Source organism: Pedobacter sp. AC163, from assembly GCF_979258665.1.
Map to the genome: position 1 here is coordinate 3,158,401 of NZ_OZ409872.1, position 13,686 is coordinate 3,172,086.

At 35.3% G+C, this 13,686-nt stretch carries 14 protein-coding genes; 2 read left to right on the top strand and 12 right to left on the bottom strand.

Translation table 11 applies throughout. The annotated features are described in order from the left end of the window. Positions 1-27 precede the first annotated feature (27 nt). The 6 genes from ACZZZK_RS13645 to ACZZZK_RS13670 form a co-directional block, all read right to left on the bottom strand. Entirely contained in the window at positions 28-771 is a 744-nt protein-coding gene (locus ACZZZK_RS13645) for a PA3715 family protein (protein WP_463484601.1), read from the bottom strand. A gap of 12 nt (positions 772-783) precedes the next feature. Continuing rightward, positions 784-2,721 carry a WG repeat-containing protein gene (locus tag ACZZZK_RS13650; RefSeq protein WP_463484602.1) on the bottom strand — a complete coding sequence of 646 codons (1,938 nt, stop codon included), beginning with the start codon at positions 2,719-2,721 and terminating at the stop codon, positions 784-786. Positions 2,722-2,868: 147 nt separating this feature from the next. Continuing rightward, positions 2,869-4,821: a sensor histidine kinase gene (locus ACZZZK_RS13655; protein ID WP_463484603.1), complete on the bottom strand. Its 1,953-nt coding sequence runs from the start codon at positions 4,819-4,821 to the stop codon at positions 2,869-2,871. A 261-nt stretch (positions 4,822-5,082) separates the two neighbouring features. Continuing rightward, entirely contained in the window at positions 5,083-6,021 is a 939-nt protein-coding gene (locus tag ACZZZK_RS13660; protein ID WP_463484604.1) for a hypothetical protein, read from the bottom strand. After that, the gene (locus ACZZZK_RS13665) at positions 6,018-7,013 is read right to left on the bottom strand and encodes a hypothetical protein (RefSeq protein WP_463484605.1); all 996 of its coding nucleotides are present in this window, start codon (positions 7,011-7,013) and stop codon (positions 6,018-6,020) included. The genes ACZZZK_RS13660 and ACZZZK_RS13665 overlap by 4 nt, the downstream gene beginning before the upstream one ends. 40 nt (positions 7,014-7,053) lie before the next feature. Next, entirely contained in the window at positions 7,054-7,257 is a 204-nt protein-coding gene (locus ACZZZK_RS13670; RefSeq protein ID WP_463484606.1) for a hypothetical protein, read from the bottom strand. A 253-nt stretch (positions 7,258-7,510) separates the two neighbouring features. On the opposite strand from ACZZZK_RS13670, the gene ACZZZK_RS13675 reads away from it, so the two are divergent. Continuing rightward, positions 7,511-7,762: a redox-active disulfide protein 2 gene (locus ACZZZK_RS13675; RefSeq protein ID WP_463484607.1), complete on the top strand. Its 252-nt coding sequence runs from the start codon at positions 7,511-7,513 to the stop codon at positions 7,760-7,762. A 7-nt stretch (positions 7,763-7,769) separates the two neighbouring features. Here the strand turns inward: ACZZZK_RS13675 and ACZZZK_RS13680 are convergent, their stop codons facing one another. The 5 genes from ACZZZK_RS13680 to ACZZZK_RS13700 all read right to left on the bottom strand — a co-directional run bounded on the left by ACZZZK_RS13680 (position 7,770) and on the right by ACZZZK_RS13700 (position 11,090). Beyond that, positions 7,770-8,579, bottom strand: a complete 810-nt coding sequence (locus ACZZZK_RS13680; RefSeq protein ID WP_463484608.1) for a hypothetical protein — start codon at positions 8,577-8,579, stop codon at positions 7,770-7,772. 33 nt (positions 8,580-8,612) lie between these two features. Further along, entirely contained in the window at positions 8,613-9,458 is an 846-nt protein-coding gene (locus ACZZZK_RS13685) for a hypothetical protein (protein ID WP_463484609.1), read from the bottom strand. Between the two features lie 31 nt (positions 9,459-9,489). Then, positions 9,490-9,990: a hypothetical protein gene (locus ACZZZK_RS13690; protein ID WP_463484610.1), complete on the bottom strand. Its 501-nt coding sequence runs from the start codon at positions 9,988-9,990 to the stop codon at positions 9,490-9,492. A gap of 184 nt (positions 9,991-10,174) precedes the next feature. Next, positions 10,175-10,594 (bottom strand): VOC family protein, encoded by a 420-nt coding sequence (locus ACZZZK_RS13695; RefSeq protein ID WP_463484611.1) that lies wholly within the window; start codon positions 10,592-10,594, stop codon positions 10,175-10,177. Between the two features lie 73 nt (positions 10,595-10,667). After that, complete coding sequence (locus ACZZZK_RS13700) at positions 10,668-11,090, bottom strand: winged helix-turn-helix transcriptional regulator (protein ID WP_463484612.1); 423 nt, start codon at positions 11,088-11,090, stop codon at positions 10,668-10,670. A gap of 284 nt (positions 11,091-11,374) precedes the next feature. Between ACZZZK_RS13700 and ACZZZK_RS13705 the strand changes: the two genes are divergently transcribed. After that, a complete protein-coding gene (locus tag ACZZZK_RS13705; RefSeq protein WP_463484613.1) occupies positions 11,375-12,376 on the top strand; it encodes an NADP-dependent oxidoreductase in 1,002 nt (333 codons plus the stop codon). Positions 12,377-12,410: 34 nt separating this feature from the next. On the opposite strand, the gene ACZZZK_RS13710 is transcribed toward ACZZZK_RS13705, so the two are convergent. Then, complete coding sequence (locus ACZZZK_RS13710; protein WP_463484614.1) at positions 12,411-13,640, bottom strand: PQQ-binding-like beta-propeller repeat protein; 1,230 nt, start codon at positions 13,638-13,640, stop codon at positions 12,411-12,413. Between the last annotated feature and the right edge of the window lie 46 nt (positions 13,641-13,686).

The following is a 13,686-nucleotide window of genomic DNA, read 5'->3' on the forward strand; positions in this document are numbered from 1 at the left end:
TAAATTTTCCCTTCTGTTTTAAATAGCCTATTTATATTCCATTCCATTGTATTTCAGTTTTCTTGTCTTAATTGAAACGGTTTTTTTCTCTTCGCATTCGTCATTAACTACCTTGCCTATGGTTTTGGTAATCTTATCCTTAACGATTAAGCCATTAAAGTTTTTGCTTTTATTCTTGTTGTCGATAATAATTGTGGAGTTCACTTCCTCAAATTCTCCTACGCACTTCATATCCCACTCCCCACCAAATTTTTGTGTAGTAAAATTGTTAAGCACTTTTTTTAACGACTTATTGTTTTTGATAAATAGCGACAAATCGGTATGATGGTGTGGGTTTGGTTGGCTGCTGCCCGAATAATATGCCTCAATGCCGAAAGCACGGGTTTCGTTGTTCAAAGTGAAAATTCCTGTATCTATATTGATGCTCGTTAGCCGAATGGCATCAGATATAAGGGCTTCTTCTTCGAAATATTTATAGAAGATTTTGCCCGTTGTATTGTTAACAATTAACACATAAACATCATACTCTGAATAGAAATTGCCATAGCCATCGGGTTCATTTTTATGGTATTTAGCCACCACCACTGCCGATTGTGTTTTAGCATTTGGTAAAACTTTCTCTGCATATAATTGCGTGTTAATATCTTCAGTCTTTAGGCCCAATTGCTGTAATACCTTAGGCAGCAAAATACTATCATCGGCTTGGCTTTCTTGTGAGAAAAGCTTACCAAAAGAACAAACTAACAAGGTGATAAAAAGTAGTGCTTTCATCTTTAGCATAATTTAATGTCCATATTTTTTTAAAAATAATTTAAAATCCATCGATTGATGTTTATCCTCTAAACAGAAGCTAAATTTTCTGTTTTTATTTGGTTCATCATCGATGTTACAAAATATAAATGGCACCACTTCTTTACCATTATTATCAATTATTCCGTATAAATAGTTACTGCCATCTGCAGTTCTTATTCCGGCTATATAATATCCGTTTATTTCAAAAAAAGGATCAATAAATTCGTATTTAAAAGGGGTTAATATCTGAATATCTTCATTAACTAAAGCCTTTTTCTTATTTCCATCTTCAGCCACAAAAAGCTTAGGATATTTTAAATCAGATGCAATAAACTCATCAATTGCAGTAATTTGTTTAATGCCTTTATTTGGCAGTTTTTTTAGATTAAGGTCATAGAGTTCATCTTCTCCATTATGTTTGTGGGCAATGATGAACTTGTCATACTTTTGAAATCGCGAATATTCAAAAGGCAAAATTACCTTACCTCGATTAAGCACAACACCATAGGCTGTTCTATCTCCAACTGTTTTTTCAAAAACATCGTAACCAGGTTTCAGTGTTTGATCAAAACCTTGAAATTGCTTCAAAGAGACCATTTTTTTATCATTGACATTTAGCCAGAATAATTTCTCATCGATTAGAAAATAAGTATTGCTTAACTGTTGGAGTTGTTCATATCGAGCTTCGATTATTTTATCTCCATTTTGATTAGATATGCCATATTTGCGCCCTTCTCCTGCTGTAAAAGCTGTATAAATGATGTTGGGGTTTGCAGGGTCGAAAAATTTTCTGTCGAGACGATGATTATTGAATTTTATTATCTTTTTATTTTTGAGGTCACGGTATTTCGTCGCCACAAATATTTCAACGGTTTTGATGTCATCGGGAAATTCAAGAATCACAAATTGATGTGCAGGCTCAATCACCTTTCGACCGATTTCTGCAATCTTGTTATATAAATCAATATCGCCCATCGCTTGGTTTTGCTCTTTGTTTTGAGCGAGCCCAGTGACGAAACTCTTAAATTCAATCATGTCGGTTCTTGCATCCAAATGATTTTGATTGATATTATTGAGCACCCCTTTGGCTTTCCTCTCATCACCCTCTTTAAGTGCCTTGGTAAAAATATCCAACAAATCATTTAAACCGTTTTTCACCCCGGTTTTTATTTCAAGGATTGGGTTGGAACTAAAGGCACTGGTATTCATCCGAATATTTTGAGCGTTGAAAGCTTGATATCCGATAATATTACTGTACAATGTTGATGGAATTTTTAACTCGGCGACGTTACTTTTAACACGTTCCACAATAATATTTTCATCTTGAAAAACGAAATTTTTATCTGATTTTGAAAATTTAAATTTCTCAAATTCCAATGGTATTTTTAAGCTGATATCCGTTTCGATGCTATCAACCCGTTTCAAGCCAATTTGCTTTTTAGGGATACTTTTTCCATTAAAATAGTATGCTTTTTCTGCTATAGCTATATTTGAAGTATAGGGCTTAAACAGACTATCTTTTTGTTCTAGAAGATGATTATCTTCGGTTAAGTTGTAGCGACTTTCGAATTCAAATTCCGCTTGGGTATCGTCGCTAAAATCTTGATTAAAAAATAGTTGTTTGCAATAATCATTAAATAGCTGCGCAACTTTGTCCGCATCAGTGTTTACTGAAAATTCGGTTACAGGTTTTTCTGCTTTTGATTTTTGACCAGGTGAGATATGTGAAGTTAATTGCGTTTCGAATGTTGCCGTTTTGATAAGTTGGTTAAGTTCGGCAGTATCTGCTTTTAATTGATGTTTTAACTCATCAAAGTTCATGGCCTGTAATTTGGCAACGAACTTTTTTGCCGATTCGCTTTGCGGTACCTTTTGACCATTACAGGCGCATAAAAAAAATGCAAAAAACAGTAGGAGATTTATCTTCATCTAAGGGTTATAAACGGTATTCCACTTAAATATAGAAAGGAATTACTTTAAATATCCAGATGATTATCATTCGTAGGGTTTGAATTATTATTCGCAGTAGATATGAAATTATCTAACAAACATGAATGCTATTGCTGTTTTGCAGAATTAATATTTACCCATAGATTCATTTTGGCTAATCGGAATGTTTAAGGATACAACTGTGCCGCCAGTGGTTGTTTTATTTTGAGTAATTCCGGCATTTTGATTGCGTTCCTTGCCTAAGAGTTGCAATCTTTCCTTGCTAATGATACCTGAAAGCGATTGATGATTCTGAGGTTTGTTTTCACTAATAGTTTTACCGCTATCGGTGATGGTGACGGTTAAATTTTGGTCAGCAATGGAGAAATTCACATTTACAAAGCCATCTTTATCGTTCAAATTAATGCCATGTAAAATCGAATTTTCTACAAAAGGCTGTATGAGCATCGGCGGAAGCATAATCATTTCCAAATCTTCATTTTCCGGGATATTAATCTCGAAATTGAAAATGTTATTGTAGCGCATTTGCTGTAAACTCAAATAATTCTCTAGCGTTTCTATCTCCTGGCTTAATGGAACCAATTTTTCTCTACTCAACTCAAGGCTACTTCTCAATAACCTGCTAAATTGGTTGAGGTATTTAATTGCTTCGTCCTTCTCATCCAATCGAATAAAACTTTGCAATGCAGATAAGGTATTGAAAATAAAATGCGGTTCCATTTGCGTCCGCAGTAACTGTTGCTGCAACTGTACATTTTCTTTTTCCTGTTTTAGCTTTCTTTGTTTATAAATGCTATAAAATAAGAAGATAACAATGAGCAAAATCAAAATAATGAGGGCTGTAATCACCAAGGTTAATTTATTGCGCTCTAGTTTCAAGGTATTTATTTTGATGTCTTCGTTCAATCGTTCTATCGAATTATCCTTCGCTTGAATTTGATATAAAGCGCCCATTTCGGCCACTGCCTGCGTGTTTTCTATCTCATAATTCTCTTTTTGGAGCGCTATGACTTCTGTCGCGGTTTGGAGCGCCTTATCTTTTTGACCAATTGCAGCATAATAACTTGAGCTTGCCTCGCCTCCTCTTATCAAATCTTCGTACTCTAATAGCCTGCCACTTTGCTTAAACACTTCGTTTGCTTTTTTCAGGTAGCGTGCTGCATCGGGGTAATTTTTAGCCTTTACATAATTAGTTACAATATTGGTATAGGTAGTGTAAATGTTGCCCGCTGCGGTTGGTTCAGTTGGGTTTTGCCCATAAATTTGTTCATCAATTTCTGCATTTAACAAAGAGTATTTTAAAACAGAATCGACGTTACTGGCCTTATCGAAATAAAGCAATTTACTATCATATAAAAACCTGGGGTTAAAATCATCAGGATACGTAGCTTGCAATTTTTCTAGTTTTGCGAGGTAGGTTTCCACATTCTTTCTGGGAAAGTTTGCAGTATAAATTAATGAAATTAACTGAGTTAGAACCCGCTGTTGGTTGGTAATATTTGGAGGCAGTTGTGGCATTAATTTTAATGCGGCCAAGTTCATTTTTAACGCCAGACTGTACTGCTGTAAACTTTTGTTGCTTTGTGCTGCGGCCAGTAAAATAATAGCCTTGGCCATCGGTTTCAGGGTTAAAGTCGTATCTGAAAGGACAATCATGGCCGCTTTGTTGTAATAATAATTGGCCTGGTGTTCAGAGGGTTCTGCATTGGCCAGATTTCCCATCCCGTTATAGAGATTAGCTTTAATTTCTAAAAACTTGTTACCTGGCTCAACCAAATCAAGGCCTTGCTGTAAAAACATTTTAGAACTATCGGGATTTTTTCGGGCAAACATTTTACCCAGGTTGTATTTGGTTTTGGTATTTAAATCGGTGTCGGCCAGTACAATTGGGTTACTATTGTACTGCTTCCATGCCTGAACAATAGAATCGGCATTTGTTTTATTTGGCTGTTTTGCCGAGAGTAATGAAATCTCTTCCTTGTACTTTAAAAGTTGCTCATTTTTATCACCAGTTGGTTTTTGCCTGCATGAAAGAATAAGCAAGATTGCCAGGCAAAAATAAAGAAAAGGTTGTTTCATTTGATGACGGGTAGAGCAGTAAGCATTGATTTCAAGTAAACAGATATAATGTTACATTTTTTTAAAGAAATAAGCTTAAGTTTTGAGAAATATTTAAAATTTTTGGCTTAGTTTCTATACTCTTGTTTCAAACATTTCAGGCTCAGTCGACTGCATTTTAGCCAGGCTTTGGTTGCTTATTCTTTAACAGTTTCGACCAGCGATTAACATGGAAGACAATCACTGTCACTAGCACAAATAATTAATACTTAACTTTATCCTTTACTTCCCAAAATTAGTGATCGCATACGCATCGAACCGGGTTAATTCTAAATCGGTTTTATTGTTTGGAATATGAAAATATAAATTTAAAACCTGAACAGTTTTACCATGCTTAGATCTCGGATTTGAGGAAATTGCTGATGGTGAAATGATCGAACCGTCTTTTTTGACTAGGGTTACAATTTTTCCATCACCGTAAAGTTTTAGTTTACAGCTATCTTTTGGCAGCAACTTCCAGGTATTGGAAAATAAAGCTTCCCGCTCCTCTAAAATCCACTCCTTTTTAGCGCCTCTCAGCTGAGCAGTTTCGTATTCAGCAACTTTCATTTTTTCAATGGCATCGCCTTTGTCCGAAGCATTTAAATCTGATTGCAGCTCTTCGTATGCTTCATATAGCTGATTGAAAAGCGCATCATTGGCCGTTAATTTTTTTGAATTTTTCCAGCTATCTAAACTTGTGCGAACTTCTTTTGCTTCAAAAGAAAAGGTTTTGGTGATGTAACCATTTTTAATATCCTGGGTAGTTACGTCTTTTCCAGTCAGTACATAGTGCACCAGTACATCTTCTTCATCGTTTATTGATGGCATTGAAATATCACCACTGTAATAAATAGCCACGAAAAGTATAGGCTGATCAATGTCTGTAGGTTTAAAATTCTTTAAATCCAAAGTGACTTTAGCCGTTTGGCGGCCTTTCTTCTGTAAACCAATATCCGCAACGTAATACATTTGATTGCCAAAAAAGGCGAGACCTCTACCTGCTGGATAGTCGTTGATGGTAATCTCTACAGGATACAGGTTCGTTCCTGCAATTTGATACATCTCTTTATTCGGATCGTATTTCAAATTCTCAAGCAATTCGGCATGATCATTTATTTGCGATTTGCAAGAAGATAAACTAAACATCATCAGAATGAGCAAGGCGTAAATTTTCATCATTTTATTCTGTTAAACGGCAGCGTGTAGATGTCGTTAGTGAGTATAGTTTTAAGCACGTTTTCTGGTGAAGAGTAAATGTTGGCATCGCTGGTTTGAAAAACGAAGTTCTTTTCCCCAGAAATTTTTGTAATTCGCTCCTGTTCGTTTTTGCTCAATCCTAAGAAAAAAACCGATTTAAACCCTTTCGGATACATATAGCCGTTTTCCTTACCCTCTTGGTTTTCAGAAAATTGAACATTTTTGATAAGCTTTTCAAAGTTATCTCCCTTATTTTGGTCAGCAAGTAGCAAATCCTGATGTTTGCTTATATAGGCTCTGGGAAAGCTCCAGGCCAGTATCGGGCTTACGATTATTTTACTAAAAATTTTGCTCAAGAAAAACCGACTGCTTAAATCCGGGTCGAATAAAAAAACTTTTGAAAACGAAAGACTCTCATATAAATATGCCTGCAACCCCGCCATGCCTCCACTGCCATCAGCAACAATTCTTACCTCTTCCATGTATTGGCCTTCAGCATTTAAAATTTCTTTTACGGCTGTGCCTGATGCATATTCAGCCATTTTACCGAACTCTTTTTCTTCTTGCTGAAACAGGGAATTTTTTTGTTCAGATTTCTTGAAGCTTGTGTTCCCAAAACCGATCCGATCTACCGCAATGATATGGAATCTATTATTTAGTGCTTTACTCTTAAAATAATCTAGAAAATAGCCTGCATTTTTATCACTGTCATGTAGCAAAACCAAATAGGGTTTCTCCTTGCCAAATTGATCACCTTTTTCGCTATAATTCTTTTTATTGCTAATATATTTTATGCTGTAGCCACGAATGTAAATCGAATCATATAGCGGTGCTTCCATTTTTAAAACTGCAAATTCTTTATTTATTTCTTCCTGGCTAATCGCCTTGTTAAAGAAATGGAATTTGCACCAAATGAAAATGTACCAGCCAATTACTAATACAACGACAAGAAATAAAGCTTTTTTTCTTTTCAAATTAAAACAGTGAATTATTAATAAAGACAAATGCTAAGACCTACCTAATAAAAGGTACAATGGTATTAAATGGCTGGTTGGTAACGCTCCCGTAAAGTGATGATAAAAACAACAAACCAATGATAAGTAAGAAGATTGGTTTATATCTAAACTCTGTGCCTTTTTTTACAGTGTGTCTATAATAAAAATAAGTTCCGGCCAGGTAAATTGTAGTAAAGGCCAACATCATGTAAGTAACTGTCATTTTTAAAATATTTAGGTTTAACTTAAACTGAAAGACCCGTTCAAAATTATTTGAGGGCTTTTGTAATGCTATATTAATCATTATTGTAGAATTGATTAATGCCCAATTGATAAACGCAGTTAATGATTTATAATTCGCTGAACTCTAATTATAATTCGCTTTTTTAAATAGGAAATGAGGATTGCAAAAACGCTGGTCTTTATTATTTTTGAGCAAAAGAAATCAATTCCTATTAATACATTAATTATCTCCCTTGAAATTGAGTGAAAATAAGTTTGCGGAAATGAGCAATGAGCAGTTACAGAAAAGCGAAAAGGTAGCTAAAGCATCCACCTATACTCTTGTTGTAATGTTGGTGCTTCTTTTTGCGCTGAGCATGTATTTGAATTTCAAAAAAGGATTTACCCCCTTAACTGTAATTCCAATCTCTTTATTGCCTATTGTTATTTCAAACCTAAGCAACATTAAAAAGATGCAGGAAGAGCTTAAATCGCGAAATTTATAACAGCTTTTTATTGCTCCGAAATAGCGGTTGTATCTGGCTCATCTGCTTCTTCTGATTCTCCCTCGTCTGTTTCTTCATTTGCACTTTTTATATCTTCATCGGTGTATTGATAGTATTCATCAAAGGTTTTAGTTTGCCGATTGTAGATGAGCACATATTTAGAACTTTTTGTTTGTTTAATTATTCCATCACTTGGAGCGGGTGTAAGTTCCATTTTATCCATGAAAATTAGCGCACCTTTTTTAAAGCTTTTTATGGTGGGTAATTCTCCACTTAGTGCTTTCCAATACAATATATTTCCTTTTTGGGGGATGATGTAAATAGCGCTACTTGCAAAATCTGATTTCTCGAGCAAAAACGCCATTTCTTTTTCCCCTTGACCGGTGAAATCGCCATAAGCAATAACACGATAAGCACGATCTTTAATTTTGGTGAAAAAGTATAATTCGTTGTTCTCTTTGCTAAAATAGTTATTATCCATAAAGATTTTAACAATTCCCCGTTGAAAAGCAACTGGTATATCATCGTACTGCGGGATGGTAAATGTAGCATTTCTCCATGTGGCGAAATCTTCAGGTGATGCCCAACCATCAACAAAAACACTGTCTGCCGGATAAGTGGTATCATCACCATCGACATTATAAATATCTTGTCGCATTCTATAGCCACCATATAAATAAGCAAAACCGGTTGCGCCCGCCACAACAATTATGGCTACAATCACCCAAATAATGGTTTTAGCTTTATTTTTACGCTTTGGCTGATGGATAATCTCTGCTTGTTGGATCGGCTCGATATTAAAATTAGAATTTTCCATGGTAAAATAATTTAAGTAGATAGTGTGCTTAATTTATTCGGCCTCTTCCCGGCTAATATCATATTGACCAGTTGGATCGTTAAAGTATTTTTTATCTGTAGAGTTTAGCAGAAATACATCTTTAAATGTCGATTTTTTATCAAGTTGCAACTCTTCCAATGTAAGATATTTGCCATTGTACATTACTTTATCGTCAAATTCATATATGTGTGCATTATGAACTTGCTCTTTTTTATCATTGGCAATAATGAGTAAATCAAAGCGAAGGTATTCTCCTGATTTTGCATCACTATCAGTGCTAAAGTTGGCGCTAAAACCCTTAGAAGTTTCCAATTGGATGGTGCGATCTTTTAAGATCCACTCGTAAGAAGATTGACTAAAATGATGAGAAATAAAAATGGAATATTTTGGAGCTCCATACTTTTCTTTCATTTTAGCAAGAAAAGCTTTTTTGGCTTTAAGGTCGTAAATTTCGCCCTCGGCATGATAAGCTACGGGTTTTTTATTTTTGTCGGTGAGGATATTCAGGTTACTAAAATAATAGCCATTATATTTGGCCAAACTATCTGAAGTATGGCTTTGATATAAATAGCCAAAATCTTTTTGAGGAACCGTAATTTTCATCGCATCCAGCATCGAATTACTGATCTTATATTTTAGCAATTCATCGGTAAGTTTCCCGTTTTCGGCACTGTCGTAACGCATACCATCGCTAAGAATTACATTGTTTCCGTAAAGCTTAGCAACGTCCTCTTTAAAATCGACTTTTTCAAGATCAAAGCCTCCCTTTGCTTCGAGTATTTCGGGTTGCTTATCTTTGGTATTGCAAGAAAAAAATGTTACCAACGCTATTAAATAGATAAAAGTTAAGTTCTTCATGAGATTTTTAAGGGTAGATTTCGGTTTAATATTATTGTGTTGAATCTTCTGTACTGTCTTGTTGGCAATACAACATGGTTTTTGTAGCTCCGCTTGATTTTGTGGAAACACTTTTTGCGGGTGCTTCAAAAACATAGTCAATTTTAACCTCGTTTACCGTAGCAGTTTTGTTAGGAAAAATAACTAAATCACGGTGGTCATCTTCTTTTTGATCGCTGCCGTAGTATAAATATTCGAACCCAAGGGTTTGTTTAGAATGGTTGAATATATAATTTTTTCTACCGTACGACATTGATATTCCCTCTTTTTCTGTAGGGAACAATAGCACTTCTTTGGTAAATTGATTACAATCTGTAACCGTTAAAATAGTTGGCGTATACCAATTAATAGGCAATAGGAGTATAATTAATAAAAACATCCAATCGTCTTTTTTGCCTTGCTTCTTTACCAACTTGGTGTAAAGTGGTTTTAAGGAAATCAAGACAAGAATTGCAACGAGTATTATCGTGTAGGTTTGAGCTGTAACAATCATTTTTATCGATTTTTATTTAAAAATAATACTGCTGCAGCTAAAAGATGGACTGGTTTATTATTCGTTAAAATTCAATTCTTATTTGTAGAGAATGAATTATTATTTGAAAAAAAATCCTCGTCTAGATTGGCGGGGATTGGAATTTTGCGTATAGAACGCGATTTATATAAGTTTGAGTAAGCAATTATGCAACATATTCAATCATCCATTCGATGCCGAATTTATCTCTAAACATTCCAAAGTATGATCCCCAAGGACTATCGCCCAGCGGAAATTCTACAGTTCCATCAGCTGATAAAATGTTGAATATTTTATCAGCTTCTTCTTTGCTTTCTGCGCTAATAGAAATTTTTGATCGATTTTCGTTTTCATTTACCTGCCCAAGGTAAGTGGGCACATCATTACCCATTAGCGTATTTGGGCCAATTGGCAAAGCAATGTGCATAATTTTTTCTGCGTCGTTTTCTTCAACAGGAAATTCGTCGCTTGCCATGTCTTTCATGCGCACTATTGATGTAAAAGCTCCACCGAATGCCGACTTGTAAAAATTGAAAGCTTCTTCGGCATTGCCGTTGAAATTAATGTGTGGGTTAATAAGTGCCATAGCTGGTTGTTTATAGGTTTTATTTGGTTATTTAATAGGGACTTTATTTTTGATAAAGCCGATCGAATCTTTGTTAGATTAAATTGCTGTTGCGCTGTAACTCTCTTGTGGTTGCTTTAATAAACCCCTCTTTATCTTTTTTCACCTCCCTTATCATAGCCAGGCGATCTTCGGGTAGGCTAAAATATTTCTCGGCCCATAAATTTATTTCAACCATCAGCGGAAGCAAGTCAATTCCTTTCTGTGTGAGTTTATACAATACTTTTGCCTTGCTATCCGGATGTTCTAATTTCGTAATTATTCCGTTCTCTTCCAACATCTGAAGTCTGGAGGCCAATATATTGGTCGCGATTTTTTCTGCTGATTTTAAAAAGTCGCCATAAGTGCATTGCTTGGCAAACATTAAATCTCTAATAATGAGTAACGACCACTTATCACCCCAAATATCAAGAGATGAACTTACCGGACAACTGGATCTTTTTTTTAGCTCTGACATACATAAAATTAATTCACTTGCATTTTGCAAGTTTATTATATATTTGCACTTGCAATTTGAAAGCGAAATTACTAAATTCAATACATAAAATGGAATTGAGAGGAAAAACAATACTGATTACCGGAAGCAGTGCAGGCATAGGGCTTGAAGCAGCAAAACAGTTTTTGGCATTGGCGATTCAAAAGTGCTTTACATGATGAATCGTTTTTTCCCTAAACTGGCCTTTAAATTGGTTAATCCAAAAAAAGCAGAATCCTTTTTACAGCAATAATCACCCTAAAATAATGAAAGCATACACCATAAATAGTTATAGTAAAACAGAAAAGCTAAAGGTTGTTGAAATATCCATCCCCGAGCCTAAAGCAGATGAAGTTTTAGTAGAAATCTATGCCACTAGCATTAACCAGCTGGATAACAAGATTAAAAATGGAGAATTTAAGTTGTTAATGCCTTACAAATTGCCATTAATTTTAGGGCATGATGTAGCTGGGGTGGTGGTAAAAATAGGATCGAAGGTTACGCGATTTAAAATAGGCGATGAAGTATTTGCCCGTCCGGCTGATTTTAGCATAGGAACATTTGCCGAATACATTGCAATGAATGAAAGAGATGTAGCCCTGAAACCAAAAAACATTTCGATGGAAGAAGCAGCCTCTATACCGCTTGTTGCCTTAACAGCTTGGCAAGCTTTTGTTGAAAAGGCGAAACTTAAAAAAGGCCAACGTGTGTTTATTCAAGCAGGTTCAGGCGGCGTAGGCACAATTGCTATTCAATTGGCTAAACATCTGGGGACCACTGTGGCTACTACTACAAGTGCGCAAAATGCAGATTTAGTAAAAAAATTGGGCGCTGATTTAGTGATTGATTACAAAACTCAAGATTTTGAAACTATCCTAAACCAATATGATTTGGTACTAAACAGCCAGGATGAAAAAACGCTCAGCAAATCCCTAAAAATACTCAGTCGGGGAGGTAAAGTAATCTCTATTTCCGGTCCTCCAGATCCAGCCTTTGCGAAGGAAAGTGGCTTATCATGGTTCATGAAATTAGCCATATACTTTTTGAGCAGAAAAACCATTAATCAAGCCAAGAAGCTCGGTGTTGATTATTCGTTTCTATTTATGAAAGCCAATGGCAAACAGTTAGCGGAAATAGGAAAATTAATTGATCAAGGTATAATAACTTCCGTATTGGATACAGTTTTTCCTTTCGAAGAGCTGAACCAGGCAATGGATTACGTTAATAGTGGAAGGGCGAAAGGCAAAGTTGTGGTTAAAATCAAATAATAAATTGGTTGCCTCAAGTTAGGCAGATCTTAAATTAATTCTTTGAAACTTTCAGCAGCTTGATGAATGCATCGTTTTTATTATGATCATCAAGCTTTTGATGGGCAAGCAAAATGGATTCTTCTTTGGTTTTCAAATTCAATTTAACGAGCCCAGCTTTACTATAAAATAAAACTTCATTTTTGCTCAAAAACTCGAGGTTAGAAAGGGGAAGGTTAGCCAATTGTGCCTCACTCCTTTTACTACCAGTTTTGAGATCTAATTCAAAAAGTAGTCCTTTTTCGGTGTAACCCCAAATGGCATCGGCTTTATCAAGTAAATAAGCTATAGATGCATTGAAGTTGGTTTTCCAAAGTTTTTCGCCATTCGCTGTGCTCAATGCGTATACAGATGCTTCAGTGGATGAGGTTGTGCCGAAGTAAATTTTACTGTCTTTTGTAAATATTTTTTCCTTGATATTGTGTTGTCCTTTTTCCAGCTTGAACTCCCATAAAATGGATAGGTTGTCGGGATTTAGCGCAAACAATGTTTCACTTTCATCAGGGATAAAAACGTTTTTGCCATCGGTAACCGGTTTTCCATACATAGCCTTTTTGAAACCTCTTTTGTAAAGTGCCTGGCCTGTTTTAGCATCAAAACTTAAAAGGTAGGGAGCATTCTGTGCGAAAACTTTATTTCCGAAAGTAAGGGTTGGAAGGTGGTTGTAAGGATAATCCAACTTATAGTTCCAAATCAGTTTACCGTTTTTGGCGTCTATTGAATAAATATTTTGATTCCTGCTTTGAGCACTCAATGAAATTGCGCCATTAACCACTTGTGCCGACTGCCCTTTAAGGACAATTGCATCTTTTATAATTCCCAACCTTGATTTCCAATAAATTTTACCGTTTTGATTGTTTAAAGCAAAGATTTCGCCATTGATAAACGGAATATATACCGTTCCGTTTTCTATATAGAGTTTATTATTTCCGCTAATGTGCCGGTCAGCATCCGATGCTTTTACTTCCCAGTTTATTTTTTTGGTTTTCAAGTTCATCGATTTTAGAATGCCATCTGTGTTGTATATCAGGATGCTGTTTGTATCTAAAGTGGTAGCTTTAATCGGTGTAATCACTTGGTCGAAAACCATATCATCCATGGTAAGGATGTTATTGTTAGAGAAACTCTTGTCTTTGTTTTTTGGTACTGATATGGTAGGAGGCTGTGCGACTGCTACTTTTATGACGCAACATAAAATGATGGCCAATTGAAGTGTTAATTTCATATTTTAGAAAGGATATTTTAAACGAAAAAATAACTTAATACACTGT

Coding starts and splice junctions, on each gene's coding strand:
- ACZZZK_RS13705 (WP_463484613.1), top strand. CDS start 11,375: ATGAAAGCATACACCATAAATAGTTATAGTAAAACAGAAAAGCTAAAG.
- ACZZZK_RS13655 (WP_463484603.1), bottom strand. CDS start 4,821: ATGAAACAACCTTTTCTTTATTTTTGCCTGGCAATCTTGCTTATTCTT.
- ACZZZK_RS13650 (WP_463484602.1), bottom strand. CDS start 2,721: ATGAAGATAAATCTCCTACTGTTTTTTGCATTTTTTTTATGCGCCTGT.
- ACZZZK_RS13700 (WP_463484612.1), bottom strand. CDS start 11,090: ATGTCAGAGCTAAAAAAAAGATCCAGTTGTCCGGTAAGTTCATCTCTT.
- ACZZZK_RS13710 (WP_463484614.1), bottom strand. CDS start 13,640: ATGAAATTAACACTTCAATTGGCCATCATTTTATGTTGCGTCATAAAA.
- ACZZZK_RS13680 (WP_463484608.1), bottom strand. CDS start 8,579: ATGGAAAATTCTAATTTTAATATCGAGCCGATCCAACAAGCAGAGATT.
- ACZZZK_RS13645 (WP_463484601.1), bottom strand. CDS start 771: ATGAAAGCACTACTTTTTATCACCTTGTTAGTTTGTTCTTTTGGTAAG.
- ACZZZK_RS13670 (WP_463484606.1), bottom strand. CDS start 7,257: ATGACAGTTACTTACATGATGTTGGCCTTTACTACAATTTACCTGGCC.
- ACZZZK_RS13685 (WP_463484609.1), bottom strand. CDS start 9,458: ATGAAGAACTTAACTTTTATCTATTTAATAGCGTTGGTAACATTTTTT.
- ACZZZK_RS13695 (WP_463484611.1), bottom strand. CDS start 10,594: ATGGCACTTATTAACCCACACATTAATTTCAACGGCAATGCCGAAGAA.
- ACZZZK_RS13660 (WP_463484604.1), bottom strand. CDS start 6,021: ATGATGAAAATTTACGCCTTGCTCATTCTGATGATGTTTAGTTTATCT.
- ACZZZK_RS13690 (WP_463484610.1), bottom strand. CDS start 9,990: ATGATTGTTACAGCTCAAACCTACACGATAATACTCGTTGCAATTCTT.